Source organism: Cytophagaceae bacterium (assembly GCA_016722655.1).
Lineage (GTDB): Bacteria > Bacteroidota > Bacteroidia > Cytophagales > Spirosomataceae > Leadbetterella.
On the sequence record JADKIR010000004.1, the window covers coordinates 268,195 to 285,373 of the forward strand.

The following is a 17,179-nucleotide window of genomic DNA, read 5'->3' on the forward strand; positions in this document are numbered from 1 at the left end:
CGATTTACACGTATTCACTTCTCATTTTATTTTGTAATTATCAAAACGAAAAAGACCTGAATTGAAAAAAGAGGTAGGGACAGAAATTTAAAGTTTTTATAAAAAATGAAGAAATTGGGAGTACTATTTTTTGCAATTTGTTCTACAATCGCATCATTTGCACTAGTTAGATCTACTATGGATCAGGCATTAGGTTTGGCAGTTTCGCCAGATAAAAGCCTAATAAAAAATCTTTCACAAGCTACCTGGATGACAATTGGTGGAACAGATGGATACCTTATTTTACAAAATGAAGATGGAGTAAAAATAATGATGGATGACAATGGTGTAAGTCCTTTGAGAAAAGAAGTCAGCAGTAAGGAAACCTCCTTATTTTATTGCACTTGATTTAAAGAAATAAAAATTGATAGGAACCAACAATATCAGTCATCCGATTTGGGACGATGGCAGCGGCAATGGTTGTACTCAGGATGTAGCAGGTAAAAAACACGGTTTTGTTAGATATGTAACACTTTTAAAATAAAAAAAATCTTGAAATAGTAGTTTCCAAAAAGGACAAATATGAATTTCTAAAAATATTAGTATAAACCATTTAAAATATGAAAAAACTCATTTTCATTCTGGGCATGTCAATATCTGCCTATAGCCAGTCAGATTCCAGTCAAACAGAAACCAAACCTCCATCATGGGAAAAATCCTTTACCTGGGGGGCAAATATCTCTCATACTCTCAATATCAATGCACCTGCTGGCACCCCAAGTCAAGGACTAGCCTATTCCAATGCAGTTGATATTATTTTTAATTATGTAAAAGAAGAAAGTCGGTTTAGGGCAACTAACGAACTCCATTGGCTTTTTACTCTTGGGAAAGCAGATGCCCGATCCAGAACCCTAACTACAGCCGACCAATTTTTTACATTTCATGATTTATCTTATTCGCTTTCAAAATCAGGAAAATGGAGTGCCAATCTCATTTTAAAAACCGATTCGCCAATATTTAAGCAATATGAAGGAAATTTCATGAAAGATTATTACCAACTGGGGCCAATCAGGTCTTTCCTAAATCCCTACACTTTAGTGGTTTCACCCGGAATAAGGTATCAGATTGCACCCAAAAACACTATTTCACTATCCCCTTATTCAACTGAAATATTTGGACTTACCAATCAGTTTATTGCGGATAAAGGAAACGATATCAGTGAGAGAAGGCCTGATGGTCACTACAAAACAAGGCATGTATCTCCAAACGGCACCGAACTCAATATCTGGCTTAATAAGAAAATTGCAAAGAGGTTGGATTTTGATTACAAACTGGGAATAAGGTATAATTTCTTTACCAGTGAAGCACTTAAGGGAAATATGAAAGGTATGTTTATCACAAATTTCAGAATAATGAAAGGACTCAAGCTCAGTCATAGAGCATCTCTTAATGGACCGATAGACAATTCCATTCCTTATAGACCTTTTTTCAGTCAAACCGTATTACTCTCATATTCATTATCTCTGTAATTATCTCTTACCAATTAAGCAAAATATCATGAAAAAAATATTGATTGTCCTGTCCCTTAATATTGGGTTAACGGCTTGCGACACAGCTATTAACTGCACGGGCACTTGCGACGGAAAGCGTATCCGTAACATTGACAATGGAGGCGAATACTTTACTATAGATTATGACTCAGATAATCAGGCAGTTCGCTATGAAAAAGCGTTGAGTGAATTCGCAACTTTTGATTACCAAACATCCCAGGTAATTAAGGTCTATGATGGAGTGACAACCACCTATACGCTTGATGGTACTGGAAAAGTAATTGCATCGGCAACGCCTGCATTAAACACAACCTACTCTTATAAATATGACCTTGATGATCAGGTGATTGAAACCACCGAAATAAAAAATGGTCAAAAGACCATATTTTACCATAAATGGGTAAAAGAAAATCTGGTAGAAACTAAATATGACCGGCCCCAAGGTACGATTAGTACGACCGTGAATTATGAATATGACCCCGACACCCGAAACACAGTACAGAATCCTTACCTGGAAATGAACTTGCTGGGTAGCTCTGTCAATAACAATATCCAGAGTGAATATTTAGGATTGAATTTAACAGGAAAGACTTCAGGAAATGCCATAAAGAAAATCACAAAGACTTTCGTTAATCGTTCCCCTGGGGGAGTTACTCCCCCAACTATCATCACCATGTATGATTACATCAAAGACGGCTGTGGATGCATAACCAGCTCAACCGAAACAGTGGGTACAAATGTGATTAAACGCGATTACCTTTACGACCTGGCTAACTAATAATAATTTACCAATCAATTTTTTAACCAATACGGAGCTTGATTTCAGGCTCCGTATTTTGTTATTAACCTCCCTAATATTAGCGATTTACACGCATTCTCTTCTCCTTTTATTTTGTAGTTATAAATGCAAAACCCGATTCGGCTGAAAGGAGGTAGGGAGAGAAATTTAAATTTTTTAAGCATGAAAAGAATCTTATTAATGGTTGCAATATTGATCTCAAATATTGCTTTTTCCCAGGAATTTGAGGTAATATCTCAAAGTACAAAAGACTGCAATTGCAAGGAAAATGGAAGACTTATCTCAACCGGTTACAGCAATACTTCTGGATCTCTACATCAAAATGGAGCGAACGACAATGATTGGAAAATAACGTCATATCCTAATGGAACCGGTACAATAAATACGATTGTAAAAAATCCAGGATTTCCATTGTGGGCAGCAGCTTCGAATACTGAACAATGGATTATGCCAGCCACTGGCACCAAGTTTCCATCAAATTCAGATCAATTGCTTACTCCAGGGTCTAACTTTGAAAACGGAGTATATGTTTATTCTCACTCCATAACAGTTCCTTCAGGTCAAGAAGCAGTTTTAAAAATTTCAAAATTGGGAGGTGATAATGATTTAAAATTGTTCATAAACTCAAGTAAAGTGTATGATCAAGGACAAATAGGTGGTTGGGGCTTTAAGGAGGAAAATATAATATTAAAAAAATGTCTTCAAATTAGGTTAACGGCAGGTCAGTACACTATTTCAGCAGAAATAAACAATATTAGTGGTCCCACTGGCTTCTACCTGGGAGGCTGTTATGACCTTGTAAAAGTCGATCCCGTTTGTAAATGTCCTCTTGGCTGGGTTTCTAACACCACTCAAAAAGAAGGTGACATAACAAAAGACGGAAAATGTAAAAAAATGGTTTGTGGTCCAATCGATATTAAACCACTTCCAAAAAACGGAACAGAGATTGGAAACTGGGGCTTCATATGGGGTAATGGTATCTGGGTTTGGGGAACAAAAGAAAATGGAGGTGCTCCGGTTTGCAAATAAGCTCAAATAACAGGAAAGCCGAAAACTGTGGATAGAGAAGGCAAAAAAAAATAAAATAATATAAAAATGAAAAATATAACATTAATTACCTCAATTCTAATACTGTTATTCTCTTTCAGTACTTCATTTGGCCAAAAAGTACAAAAAGTTGCAGCACCGCTTTATTTTGTTGATGAAGTTAATTTTGAATGTTCAGTCAATAGTTTTTCGGTAAAAAGACAATGTAATAACCCCAATCAAATTATATTAAACAGTTCGGCGGGTACATCTGTTTTTCAGAATGAAGGATTAAAAATTTTTGATTCAAATAATAACTTAGTTTCACATATTAAAGGAATAAAAAGTAGCCCATTCACGTCAAAGTGTTTGAATTTAATTGCGGGACAGACCTATACTATCCATGTTGTAAATCCTTTCGGTAATACCTATAACAAGCCTCATACACAACAGCCATATATTTTTAATTTAGTAGCAAAAGATTGTGGTATTCAAATTCAGAATATGGGACCTGCAAAAAAAACTGATAGAATACAATTACAAATGGCATGTGAGCCACCCTGCCCTATAAATAAAACCTGTATAAATGGACAATGTCAATAATTTAAGTCAATCTACCCAATGAAAAAAACATTAATAATCACCCTCATACCCTTTTTCATAGTCATAACACTCCCCGCTATAAAAGGAGTAGGCGTACTCCCCGCTATAAAAGGAGTAGGCGTAGTAGTAAAGAAAAACCCTGGTAGTGGTGCCAGTAGACTCACAGCACCATCAGATGAAAACGGCGAGACCACCGTCGATATCACAGAAATAGGCAACTATAACATCGTGCCTGTTTATCCTAAATCATCAGGAGTGGAATTAGCTGGTGGACCTATAAGAGCAGTAAAAGTAGGTTTAGGAAAAAGCCCATCTGGTGCTATAAAATATGCCAATCAAGAGGAAGATGGCTCGTTTAGTTTCAATGGCTTAGCTGTGGGCAGCTACAAAATAGTAGTGCTATCTGCCACAGAAAACACTTGCCCTGCTGGTTTTGTAAATATTGATGGGGTCTGCACCCTTGCTGGCAAAGAATCAGCCTCGCCTGTCAGAGGTGGCCTACTTGCCAACTGGGGCAAATACGGCTGGGATGGCGATTGCAACCAAGGAGGTATATTCTGCCGCAAATGGTTGAGATTACCAGACTTGAATGCCAACAGGCCTGAAGAAAACAGTACCACAGGAGAGTCAAAAATTACATTGGAGGGCAATGTAATCACAGTAACAACAATAGGCACCAAAGGCTCCATAGGTGATGAATTCTTACTGACCGCAAACGAAAAAAGCCTAAAACCAATGCCTGGTGAGCTACCGCAAGAAATGCTCAAGGACATACTAGGCAACGTAGGCCTCAAAATGCCAAAAGGAAAGGTAAGAATTAACACCACTGACCAGAAAGTAGTGATTAATGACACCGAAAACCGTGGTAAAAAACTCCGAATCGTAGAAGTATATGAAAAAGCCAACCTCAGCATCGACGGTAAAACTTACACATTGCAGCTCATCACCACCAGTGGCCGTGGTGCAGGTAGTCCCAAACATGCTGGATTTTAATTTTTAAAGGATTATGCAATATTCAGTTATTAAAGAAGCTCTTGACAGAGACTTTACCTTAGTAAAAGACTCTCAGGTGGAAGGTTTGGGTGTTTTTGCAAAAAGAAATATTCCTAAAGGTAGCCGAATAATAGAATACAAAGGAGAAAGAATATCCAAGAAAGATCTTATCCTTGATATGGTAAAAGGTTTAACTAGTCTCAAGTATGTTATGAACCTCACTGAAACCATAGCTATCGATGGTGAACGAAATGGGAATGAAGCAAGATTTATTAATCACAGTTGTGAACCCAACTGCACAGTTTATTATTTTGATGATAAGCCATTTATCTATGCTCTGAGAGAAATCTCTGAAGGTGAAGAATTAAGTTTTGACTACCAACTAGTAACTGAAAATCCTGAGCAGGTTATTGACTTTGAACAAAAAAAAGCAATGTTTCCATGCCAATGCGGCTCTGTAAAATGCAGAGGTACTTTATTTTCAATAGATTAAACAAAAAAATATGAACAAAAATCAAAAGAGAGCAATCGTAGTAGCTGCAATTCTTTCATCACAATTGGCCACAACTGCCGTTTATTCTCAAAACTCAGTTACTCAAAGAACCGCGGCAAGTACTGACCCTTACATTAAAATAAAAATAGAAAAGGCTTTACAGCAAAAAACAACTTTGGTTGCATGCTTAAATGGCAGCCCGGTGTACAAATCCGGCAAAGGAGAGTTATTTTCAATCGACCCAGAAACTGGTGATATGAAAATTTTGAATTCAGACTTATACATAAAAATGAGTCCTTTCGAAAAACAAATGAATATCGCCTCAGCCACTAAACAAAATAGCAGTAGGTCAAGTAGAAAAACAGTGACTTTTAAGTATGCAACGGGAATAGAAGGAATTAAAGTACTTGGTATAGACACTGATGGTCATGTGGTTCAACAAAATGCAAACGGCGAAAAATTTATCATTGATCCTTCCACCGGGGATATGGTGGATTATTTAGGACATGTAACTCTCCTAAAGTAAATATGACCATCAAAGCATTTTAAAAAACTGATTTACTGTGGTGAATCAGTTTTTTATTGAGAAAAAACCTGTAACTAATAGGATATTAAATTCAGTCTCTCCCTAATATTAGCGATTTACACGCGTCTGTTTCTTTCCCAATTTTGAGGTGTAAACAAATACAACCCAAAAATTATCTCACATGGAAACAGAAATACTCATCGGAGCCCGAAAGATGGTAAACCCCTCAGAAATACTGAGCCTTAAGGGGGATGTAAACTACACCACAGTGTTTTTTACTGATGGCCAAAGAAAAGAGGTGGTCGCGACCACGCTCAAGAAAATCCAAAGTCGCCTGCAGCCTTTCCCGCATTTTTTCCGCATCTCCAAAAATACGATTATTAATTTAAATTATATAGAAGCGATTGAAAATGACAGGGTTAGACTACTTACGGGTACATTGGAGTATACTTCAAGACGCAGAAGAAAGGAGTTTGAACTTTGTTTCTTACAAAAATAAAAAATCACGTTTACCTTATTTGAACCTTAAGGGGAATTATTACAATTTAAGAATTATGAAAAAGATTATATTAATACTAATTATACTTGATTTTTTCAATTGCCAAGAAGTACTTAGTCAAGTTACTTTTATGGGAAATATATATGCAATTGAATCGGTAGGAACTGGTTTAAATGCAGATCTTGGTACAAATATTTATGCCTATAATAGTGGTACTCAATATTTCAAAATTATTAGAAAAAGCAATAGGTGGTATATGGAAGCCAACATTCCAGGTTCCTTGTCATTTATGCATTATATGTTATACATGACTAGCGGACTATTTACTGATAATCAGCCACCTTGCTGTGCAGAATGGCAAAATTACGGAGGCGGTGCAAGTGCGATTTGGACCGGGTATCCCAATTCTACACCTCCAGCAGCCACCGGCACTTTCGATATCTTAACAATGACAAGCTCATGTTTCGCAGCAGAGTCTTCCACTTTAATTGATACAGATTATATAAGATTACCAAATAAATCAAACGCCTCAATAAGCTTGATGCCAAACGAAAAAGGCAGGTTAGTATATAGTTCAACAGATCAGGATATAAAATATAATAACGGTAGTCAGTGGGTTAATATGTGGCCACGACCTAATTATATGGATTATGAAATTTTAAGTAATCAGAAAATCCTTTTTAGTGTTCCCGGAACAAACATTTCAGGAAATATTGGTGCTATTGATTTCAAGATCCGAGATCTTTCGGTTTTAAAGTTAGATGATGCCTTGACTTCAAATACAAGTTTGACTATCAATGGGTCAATTTCCATGAGTACCCGGATTGAAACCGCCCCACCTACAATCGGGAATCTAATAATTAATGAAAAAGACTGTATTTTAATTTATACAGGAAGTTCTGACTGTGGTCTCCAATTACCAGACCCACTTTCCTACAACAGAGGCCGTATTTACAAAATTTTGAACCATGGAAATGGAAATTTAAATATTGTAACACCAACAGGGGGGATTTTTTTCTCAAATACTGGAAGTCTTAATTCAATAAATAGTGGAAATAGTCTTACAATTGTTTCGGATGGGTCAAAATGGAGAAAAATTGAATAAAACCGATTATTAATTATTTAGATATTCACCATTTATTTTCATCTTGTAAAACTTTTCCAAAAAAATTGACTTTAAATTAAAATCGTACCTAAACTATTAATAAATAAATGAAACACTTTTTATATACTTTGGTTCTAATTTTAATATCAGGAAAGCTTTTGTATTCACAGCTTCCTTTAAACTATGGTAGTACTGGCTGGAAATATTACATGAAGAACAGTTCGCCAATAGCACCTCAAAATTATGTTTCTATTACGGGTGATCCGGGATTCCCAGGCACATATGATTGGAAGTCTCCGTACTATAATTCGGTTTTTGGCATTACCTGGCCATCGGGAGCGACGCTTCCCATTGGCTATGGAACAAATTTTCCCGGAGGATTACTTCCCTCCTTTACATGGGGGACAGCTCTTAGCATCAGCCCATATCCAATTACTTCTTATTACCGAAAAACTCTAACTGGCATCTCGGGTTACTCTTCAATTACCATAAATTGCAAAAGCGATGATGCCTCTGTGGTATATTTAAATGGAATTGAAGTACAAAGGAGCAATCTTCCAGTAGCCCCTGCTCCAATCACCTCCACTACTAACGCCAATGGGGGAATTAACAGTTCCACCAGTTCTTTTGTGAATACAGTTACTATCTCTGGATCACTTCTGGCCAGTGTTCTTGCTGCTCATTATATACCCGGAAATATCACCGTGGCAGTAGAAGTGCACCAATATGATACACCTGCCTCTTCTACAGAATTTTCAGGATCTACAGATTCATTTTTTGATATTGAAATTACCGGAACAACAGCCTCGGCAACCCCCACTATCACACGAGGGCCATATTTGCAGTTGGCTTCGGATAATGTTTCGGATGTGGTAGGAATCATTAGAGACCCAGCCACAACTAAGCAATTTAGGTGGGCTACTAATTCAAGCATAAAAGGCTCTGTTAAATATTGGATTGATACTCCTGGTTCTATAGTAAATCAATCATCAGAGACAATGGCAACCACAGATCATTTAATCAATATCAATGGACTAACAGCAAATAAAAAATATAGATATGAAATAGGTTACTTAGATCCAATTAGCTCAAGTTTTGTTAGTTTAATAACTAGCCCTGACCACTTTTTTCAATCAGGACCTCAATATATGGATGTCTTTACAAAAAAAACAAAGATTTGGCTTACCGGGGATATTGGCTATAATCTTGCTGGATATGCAGGTTTATCTTTCGCTCCATCAGCCTCAACATACAACCTAGTTCAAAACAATGTAATCTCTGGATTTAATACTTGGGCAAATACAAATATTAACCCTTCTTTGGATTTTTGGATACTGTTAGGGGACAACGCTTATTTAAATGGAACCTCGGATGACTACAAAGATTATTTCTTTGGTCCCCTTCAAAATACGAAAATGATGAAGCAGGCGACAATTATACCGGCACTAGGTAATCATGAGTATTATGAGTCAAGACTTACTGCTCTTTCTACTCCTAATCCTGTGCCAACAAGGTCTGGATATACCCTTGACGGAAGTGGCAATGACCGGCTTTCTAGAAATTATGCCTATTATGACCTTTTTAAAACTCCGCAGAAAGGTCAAGCGGGTGGGGTGCCTTCAAATTCTCCAAGCTATTATTCCTTCAATGCAAATAACATACATTTCATAATCCTTGATTCTTACGGTGCTGATATTGACCCTCTGACAAGTACACGACGGTCATTATGGGAAAACAATAGCCCTCAAATGGCTTGGCTAGAGAATGATCTCAGTCAAAATGATATCGCTGTAACCAATACAGAAATCTTTTGGACTGTTGTTGTTTTACATCATCCACCTTATACAAAAGGATCCTACAATTCTGATACACTTCATGGCGAACCGGGAGTCAGTTTTAATGATGGTATTATGAATGCGATTGCAAATAAATTGGTCAGAAAACTTGAAAACCATAAAGTAGATATGGTTTTAAGTGGGCATAGCCACGTATACGAAAGGTCAAAACAATTGAAAGGCTTATATGATGCAACAGATCCTATTGTTGGGCCCGTAAGTACAGCTATAAACTCGACTATAATGTCCTCTGCTACATTTAAACCTCATACACATTTCAATGCCTTAACACACCAAATTAATACTAGTACAGGAAAATATGATGGTTCAACAGATTCTTGTCCTTATGAAACTAGTTCGAATGCCTTGGCTAGTACAAATGGAATAATTTATGCAGTTGTTGGTTCTGGATCTACTGTCCAAGTAACCCCAATAAACCCAGCCGGACATAAAGCATTACCGATATTTAATTATTCATTGGGTGGGTCAATGATTTTAGAAATGCAAGTATTTAAATTAGTAGCAAAGTGGATAGATCAAAATGGAAATGTAGGAGATAATTTCACAATAGTTAAAGATATAATTAAACGACCTGAGGCTGTCCTAGAAATAAGTCCTCTAGATTTACCAAGCTACTCACCTAGTTTTCAAAGGATTTGGGATCCATCTGTCGCTACAGGTATTCCTTTCACCTTTACGGCTCCTCCGCCAACTCCGGGAAGCTCATTTACTTTTGTGCCATCCATTTCCTCGTATAATATTATTAATCCGCAAATTGGTCCTTACTATTCTTATTCTGACGCAACGGGCTGCCTTGCTCAAAATATTCGCTTCCACTTTACGCCTGATTGTTGGCCTGCTTCTGGTGTCAATATATTTAACTTAATTGACAGCCCAGTTCCTGAAACAATAAAATCCTCAGGAAGCTTATTCTGGTTTAACACAATAAAAGCTTCCTCGGTAGTTAATAGTTATTCTGTAGGTTGGACTGGGTTTGGGGTAGGATTCCATGCAAGCCCTGCAGCTGTTTTTACCTCAAACTCTATTTCAACTTGTCCATAAAAATTCATTTAATGGAATATAATAATTGTATTTTGACATGCACTTTTGATGGCCAAAATTATTGTAATTTCTTTTATTGAATTCAGATTTCATTTTTCTGGGATAGGAAAGTAATTTTTAAAGAAACAAATTTTATTTAACTCAAAAACTCCTTTACTAATGGATATTTTTTACAGTGATTAGGAATAATATAGCTATTTAAAAATTAGAAGACCTTATAATGGACCGCCAAATAAAAAAACCAGTTTCAGTCGATTGAGATATCAGAAGTCATTTTAATGCTCAGATAAATTATTTAAAATTTGGGTGCTCAAAAAGCCCAAATAATAATAAAATAAGCATTACCATGAGAAAGATCGCCTTGATTTTTATTTGTATTTTGTATTTCAGTTCCAGTTTATTTGGACAAATAGTACCGTTTGGGAGTCCGGGTTGGAAATATTATCATCAACTGCCTGCTGCAGCACCCTGCACTGAGCCCCCAAATTATATATCCTCTGCTTCTTTTAGCTGGAAATCGCCGCAATACAATACGATAGCTGTACCCGGCTGGGTAAATAATAGCGATACACTGCCAATGGGCTATGCTGTAAACACTTCCAATATTTATGGAGGTTTGACCATTAAAAAGGTACTCACTTTTAGTGATCCTTCTGCAAAACCCACTACTCTATATATTAGAAGGACTATTACTTTGACATCTTTCCCAAGGGCTTCATATAGTTCTTTTACACTTAAAATAAGAGCTGATGATGGAGTCAGAGTTTATTTTAATGAAACTGAAGTTGCCAACTATAACTTGCCGACTGGTGCTCTTGGTGCCAATATTTCGGCGGGTTCTGCTATAGGTACCGACACCATTAGTAAGGTATTTCAAATCTCTAATACCTTCCCGCAACATCCCGAAAGTCCAGATAAAATCACAATCACTGCCGAAATACACCAAAGTACAGTGGGACTTACTCCAAACTGCTCCACCAATTCCAGTGACCTGTTTATAGATATGCAACTAAGTGGTACATTAGGTAATATTACCCCTTCACTCACCAGAGGGCCTTATCTCCAATTGCCACTTCCCACAGGAATCCAAGTTAGATGGAAAACCAATATTGCTGAAATAGGTAAAGTTTGCATAAGCAGCTCAAACCCGATAAGTCCATCAAATCATGGTGAATGCACAATTGATACTGAATCAGTTACAAATCATAAACTGTATATTTCTAATTTACTACCCAATACAACGTATTATTATTCAATCCAAAATTCAGTTGACTCAATATATAAAATGGGAAGTGATTTTTATTTTTCTACTTCCCCTCAAAATGTTGACACCACTAAAACAACCAAAATTTGGGTTACAGGTGACATAGGCCAAACCAAACATAGCGACCAAAGACGAAAAGTTTTGGCAGGTTTCAAGAAATTCAAGACTGAAAAAAACATCGGCGATATAAATCTTTGGCTATTATTGGGTGATGTATGTAATGAAACTGGAAGTCTTATAGAATATGACACGGCTTTTTTTGCTACCCATGACACTTCTGCTCTGAAAATAATGAGGCAAACGGCATTGTTATCATGCGTTGGAAATCATGATTATTATTCAACCCAAGCAACAAAATTCTTGAGTTCTGATTCAGTATTAATTAATCGAGCGAATCAATTTGTTTCAAGCAGATATACCAATGTTTTTTTTGGAGGCTTGACCAACAATGTAGATCGAAAAATAAAAAAGAATAGCTTTTTCGAATTATTCTCTTTTCCGAAAAACAATTTTGGCCAAAAATATTCAACCTCTGTCAATGACAGCACCAAAGCATATTATTCCTACAATCATAATAACATTCACTTCATTGGACTTGATTCTTATGGATTTTACAACAATCGAATGCTATATGCCGGAATTCCAGATTCATCATTAACCGATACCTCTGAAAATTCACAGTTTATCTGGCTAAGGAACGATTTAAAAAAGGCGAAATCTAATCCAGATATAAAATGGACGATTATGTTTTGGCATCATTCGCCTTATACCCGGGGTGGAGGCCACTTTTCAGATTCACTTTGGAATGACGAATTTATTCTTTATGGAATTAGAGACAAATTAATAAGATTTCTGGATAAGGGTAATTTTGACATAGATCTAATCTTAAATGGTCATAGCCATGTTTATTCACGTTCAAGGCTCATGAAAGGTCATTACGGACTTGAGGATTCTTTTACTCCTTCTGTTCACAATAAACCTCTTCTTGACCCACTTTTTGACTCAAAGGCCAATTCAAATGGAAAATATAACAGTGACACTTCTTGTGCCTATTTAAAATCCAGAACAAATGCGATTAATGAGGGAATTGTTTATGTTTTGACGGGTTCATCAAGTCAACTTCAAAGGTCTGAGGGGACTACTTATAATGCAATCGTAGGACATAAGGCCCTCAATGGAGCATCATTTACTAACCATAGTAATATATACCAAACTCGCGGAAACATCCAAATGGAAAAAGGAGGCTCGGTTTATATCGAAGTAAAAGACAACCGGCTCGACGCAAAGTTTGTACAGGAAGACGGCGTGGTGGCCGATAGTTTCGTGATTTTTAAAGATATTAACAAAAATGACACTTTGGTCAAAGCAATATCAGCACTCGACCTGCCAACAGAATCTCCTCAATTACAGCTACTTAAAACCAACTGGCCAAATGTCAAAAGTTTCTCAGTGACAGGCCCCGATGGCTACAGTCAAACTTTTTCAAATACCCCTGCCATGGTACCTAACCCCCAAATTGGACCGGTTTATATCTTAAAAGATCAGTACAATTGCATTTCTCAAAAATTCAGATTTACATTTTCGGAAAAATGCTGGACCGACGTCACGATCAACAATACAATAAATACGCCTACACTACAGGTAATAAATGCAACAGGAAAAATCACGGCGGGAAATAAAATTCTTGGCAGCTCAAATGTTAAATACAATGCAGGAAAATCAATTACACTCACACCGGGTATGTTTTTTATCCAGAATCCGGCAAGATTTATGACAAATATTGCTGCTCCAAACTGCCAATAAAACACAAAAAAGCAAGCCCAAATCCAGGGCTTGCTTTTATTATTTACCTAATATATTAAGAATTCTTTACTGAAACAAACTTCCCGTTTTTGTCGAAAGTAAGTTCATAAACTTTATCATTGTATTTTATTTTTACTACATAACTGATTCCGGTGGTACGGGTTACTTTTTTGGCATAAACCAAAACGTTGTTCTTATAATTGGCTATCAAATAATCAGTTGCTGCTTTTGGTAAAGATGATTTTTCTATCCTAATCTCAGAAAAATTAGAGCCATAAGCCTGAATTATTATTCCTTTATTATCAAATTTAAGTTCTACCACTTTGCCCTGAAACAAAATACTTACCAGATAATAAACCGTACCGTTTGAAGTTAATCTTTTTGCACTCTTAAAAGTGTAATCCGGAAAATTGGATTTGAGATAATTTCGGGTGTCAGCTAGTAGCGAATCTACTGTGAAAGGCTTTGGATTATTTGAAGGTAACACAAATAGTGAGCCGTTTGCATCAAATTTTAGCTCCTGAGTCTTGCCGTTTACTTTAACAATAACCAAAAAATATTGAGACGTTCCAATCGCTATTTTACGGGCGTTTACAAATGTATAAGTCCCCAATTTAGAAAGATACGTTTTTATTGATTCCGGCAATTCTGTTTCTTTTAACTCAGTTTTGTTGAGATTTTCTGCTAAAATCGAAGCTATTTTGCCATTAGCATCAAATTTCAAAGTTAGATTTTGAGATTCCGTTTTTAATTTTAAAACGTAAGAAACCACGGTATTTTTGAAGACTTTTTCACCCGAAACAAATACGGCATTGGGATATGTTTTCTTTAAGTATTCTGTTATTGAAGCAAGTAAATCAGCTTGTTTCACAGCTTCAACCCATTCTCCACTTAACACAGTTTTCGTTAAAAATTTTCCATCACCGTTAAATGTCAGCAATATTTGAGTTGAATTGCTTTTTAGTTTTACATCATAGGTAATCAGAGTTCCGACTGTTTTTTTCTCAGCAGAAGCAATGCTAAAATTAGCAAAATTGCTCTTAATGTAATCTTTAATTACTTGTAAAAGCTCTGCCTCTTTTACTGATTCTGTTTTTTTTGTTTCATTGAAGTTATTGATTAATACTCCATTAAGATTAAATTTCATTTCAATCACAGCATCTTTGTAAACGATTGTAACCGAAAAATAGGCAGTTGATGCAGTATTTGAGCTTACTTTTTTTGCTTCTTTAAATGTAAATCCGGAGTATTTTTCCCGCAAATATGTTTGAATAGTCAATGGAAGTTGCTCCAGTGTAAGTTTCTCATCACCACTTACAGCATTATTAGTGTAATTATAATCTGCACTTTCGATTATATCACTTTCGCAGGAAGTAAAGCCCATCACCATAGAAAGGCCTACAAACAATTGTAAAATTCTTTTCATTTAAGTAGTTTTTTTAGATTCACCCGATAAGTTTTTATGAGCAAAAATCAGACCAAAACACTACTGTTTTTTTGAAAATTAATTACTAATCACCTGAAAACTTGTCAAATGCGAGTTTTTCAACAAATGTATATTTGGAACCACGCTGCATAAATCCTACATGACCTCCCTGGTCGCAAAGAATCAAACGGATGTTAGGATTATTTGTGACAGATTCAATCTCCAGACATTGGGGACTCAAAAAGGGGTCATTTATGGCCTGAACAATGTAAGTTGGGACTTCAATTCTTGGCAAAAGTGGTTTGGAAGAAGCTTTTTCATAAAATTCGTGGGCATCACTGTACCCATGAAGTGGTGCAGTGTATCGATTATCAAACTGCTCAAAGTTGCGGATTTTCTTATTCTCATCAATTTTAAGAATGGGGTGATCAGGAAACATTTTTGATTTTTCTTCAATCTTTTTGCCCAATTTCTTCAGAAAACGTTCCATATAGAATCGCTTACCCGGTTTATCAAGCTCTGCCACAGAACTAGGCAAATCTAAAGGAACCGATGCCACTACAGCTCCAATCACTTCCGATGGTACTTCCCCGGCATATTCTCCCAACAGCCTTAAAGTCAAACTACCACCCATCGAAAATCCAACCAACAATATTTTTTCGTAACCTTGCTTTATGGCATGTTCCAACACGTATTTAAGATCGCCGGCATCGCCATGGTGATAAAACCGGGGCAAACGGTTGATTTCTCCGCTACAACTCCTCGAATTCCACATCAGGCCGTCGAAACCTGCAGCCTCCATTATTTTTGCAATTCCTGCTACATAATGTCGGGTAGAGTCTCCTTCCAGACCGTGGGTGGCAATTACCAGTTTTTTATTTCCATGTTTTTTCCAATCCAAATCCAAAAAATCACCATCCGGAAGCTCCAGCCTTTCCCTTTTTGTTTCGATTTTTACTTTTCTAAATAAACTTGGATATACCGTTTGCCAATGCCCGTTGGCTTGCCATTTGGGAGGAACAATTTTTACTTTTTCAGACATTCAAACATAATAAAGCCCCAAAACTATTCATTTTGAGGCTTAAAATCATAATATTTTTAAAAAATCAAAACTGATAAACCAATGCATTACAGTGCATACCCGCTCCTACCGAAGCAAAAACCACCTTCATGCCGGGTTTGATTTGGTATCCTTCCAGATTGCCTTTCAATATCAGATCGAGCATGGTAGGAATAGTAGCTACCGAAGTGTTTCCGGTAAAGTTGATGGTAACAGGAATTTTACCATCCAACGAAAGGCCTTCTATGCCGTACATTTGTGCAAGATTGTGGGCAAAAGCGTGCAGCATTTTACCGTTGGCCTGATGAAACAGAAACATATCTACATCACTGGCAGTAAGACCGGCCTTATCCAAAGCCTTTTTAATAACTCTTGGTACCCAGGTCGTAGCATATTTATATACATCTTTCCCGTTCATTTTAAAAAGAGTAGGATCGCTCCATTCTTTATTGTATGATTTATCCAGATAAATCGCTTTTACGTCGTCGTGGGCATGAGAATAAGTGGCATAGGAAATGATTCCGCCCTGATTCTCAACATCATCGGCCGAAATAATTGCCACGCCACAACCATCCGCAAGTATCATAGAATCCAAATCGTAGGGATCAACCAACCGGGAAGCCACTTCAACTCCAACCACCAGCACATTTTTGGCATCACCCATTTGAATGGCATGATGGGCCTGGATCACTCCCTGAACCCAACCCGGGCAACCAAACAAAATATCATAAGCAAAACAGTCATAGTTTTCAATTCCAAGGCTGTTTTTAAGCAATGCCGCCATATTTGGCACTGTATGAAAACCTTGTCGGCCCTCCAGCATATTTCCGGCATTATGAGCCACGATGATACCATCTATCAGGTCTTTGTCCTGACCCCAGGATTCCAATGCGTTTTCGCAGGAAGTTCGCATCAGAGGCACTGAGTCGCCGGTTTCAGGAATATACCTCCTTTCTTTTATGCCGGTGATTTGCTCCAATTTTGCAATTGTATCTTCCGGCGATTTTTCCATGGCCGAGCCATCGGGGTTAAGAAATGTACGGCTAAGGAAAAAACTATTTTCAATCCTACGCTCAGGCAAGTGTGTACCTGTAGCAGCTATAATGGTTTTCAAATTTATCAACAATTTATTTTACAATAATAATTCTAAAAACTA

General features: G+C 36.9%; 15 protein-coding genes. 12 read left to right on the forward strand and 3 right to left on the reverse strand.

Annotated features, from left to right (window positions below):
• Positions 1-105 precede the first annotated feature (105 nt).
• From IPP61_01870 to IPP61_01925, 12 genes are all read left to right on the forward strand, one after another.
• A complete protein-coding gene (locus IPP61_01870; GenBank protein MBL0323919.1) occupies positions 106-387 on the forward strand; it encodes a hypothetical protein in 282 nt (93 codons plus the stop codon).
• A gap of 212 nt (positions 388-599) precedes the next feature.
• The gene (locus tag IPP61_01875) at positions 600-1,508 is read left to right on the forward strand and encodes a hypothetical protein (GenBank protein MBL0323920.1); all 909 of its coding nucleotides are present in this window, start codon (positions 600-602) and stop codon (positions 1,506-1,508) included.
• Positions 1,509-1,536: 28 nt separating this feature from the next.
• Entirely contained in the window at positions 1,537-2,307 is a 771-nt protein-coding gene (locus IPP61_01880; protein ID MBL0323921.1) for a hypothetical protein, read from the forward strand.
• 183 nt (positions 2,308-2,490) lie between these two features.
• Entirely contained in the window at positions 2,491-3,357 is an 867-nt protein-coding gene (locus IPP61_01885) for a hypothetical protein (protein ID MBL0323922.1), read from the forward strand.
• Positions 3,358-3,423: 66 nt separating this feature from the next.
• On the forward strand, positions 3,424-3,957 hold the full coding sequence (locus tag IPP61_01890) for a hypothetical protein (GenBank protein ID MBL0323923.1): 534 nt from the start codon (positions 3,424-3,426) through the stop codon (positions 3,955-3,957).
• 18 nt (positions 3,958-3,975) lie between these two features.
• Complete coding sequence (locus tag IPP61_01895) at positions 3,976-4,950, forward strand: hypothetical protein (protein ID MBL0323924.1); 975 nt, start codon at positions 3,976-3,978, stop codon at positions 4,948-4,950.
• 13 nt (positions 4,951-4,963) lie between these two features.
• Complete coding sequence (locus IPP61_01900) at positions 4,964-5,443, forward strand: SET domain-containing protein-lysine N-methyltransferase (GenBank protein ID MBL0323925.1); 480 nt, start codon at positions 4,964-4,966, stop codon at positions 5,441-5,443.
• A gap of 10 nt (positions 5,444-5,453) precedes the next feature.
• Positions 5,454-5,969 carry a hypothetical protein gene (locus IPP61_01905; protein MBL0323926.1) on the forward strand — a complete coding sequence of 172 codons (516 nt, stop codon included), beginning with the start codon at positions 5,454-5,456 and terminating at the stop codon, positions 5,967-5,969.
• 181 nt (positions 5,970-6,150) lie between these two features.
• On the forward strand, positions 6,151-6,468 hold the full coding sequence (locus IPP61_01910) for a LytTR family transcriptional regulator (protein MBL0323927.1): 318 nt from the start codon (positions 6,151-6,153) through the stop codon (positions 6,466-6,468).
• Between the two features lie 130 nt (positions 6,469-6,598).
• Positions 6,599-7,573 (forward strand): hypothetical protein, encoded by a 975-nt coding sequence (locus IPP61_01915; protein MBL0323928.1) that lies wholly within the window; start codon positions 6,599-6,601, stop codon positions 7,571-7,573.
• A 107-nt stretch (positions 7,574-7,680) separates the two neighbouring features.
• Positions 7,681-10,470 carry a metallophosphoesterase gene (locus tag IPP61_01920; protein MBL0323929.1) on the forward strand — a complete coding sequence of 930 codons (2,790 nt, stop codon included), beginning with the start codon at positions 7,681-7,683 and terminating at the stop codon, positions 10,468-10,470.
• Positions 10,471-10,816: 346 nt separating this feature from the next.
• Complete coding sequence (locus tag IPP61_01925) at positions 10,817-13,537, forward strand: metallophosphoesterase (GenBank protein ID MBL0323930.1); 2,721 nt, start codon at positions 10,817-10,819, stop codon at positions 13,535-13,537.
• Between the two features lie 55 nt (positions 13,538-13,592).
• Here IPP61_01925 and IPP61_01930 read toward each other — a convergent pair whose 3' ends face one another.
• From IPP61_01930 to IPP61_01940, 3 genes are all read right to left on the reverse strand, one after another.
• The gene (locus IPP61_01930) at positions 13,593-14,963 is read right to left on the reverse strand and encodes a PepSY-like domain-containing protein (protein ID MBL0323931.1); all 1,371 of its coding nucleotides are present in this window, start codon (positions 14,961-14,963) and stop codon (positions 13,593-13,595) included.
• An 85-nt stretch (positions 14,964-15,048) separates the two neighbouring features.
• Positions 15,049-16,005: an alpha/beta fold hydrolase gene (locus tag IPP61_01935; GenBank protein ID MBL0323932.1), complete on the reverse strand. Its 957-nt coding sequence runs from the start codon at positions 16,003-16,005 to the stop codon at positions 15,049-15,051.
• Between the two features lie 64 nt (positions 16,006-16,069).
• Positions 16,070-17,137: a 3-oxoacyl-ACP synthase III family protein gene (locus IPP61_01940; protein ID MBL0323933.1), complete on the reverse strand. Its 1,068-nt coding sequence runs from the start codon at positions 17,135-17,137 to the stop codon at positions 16,070-16,072.
• Between the last annotated feature and the right edge of the window lie 42 nt (positions 17,138-17,179).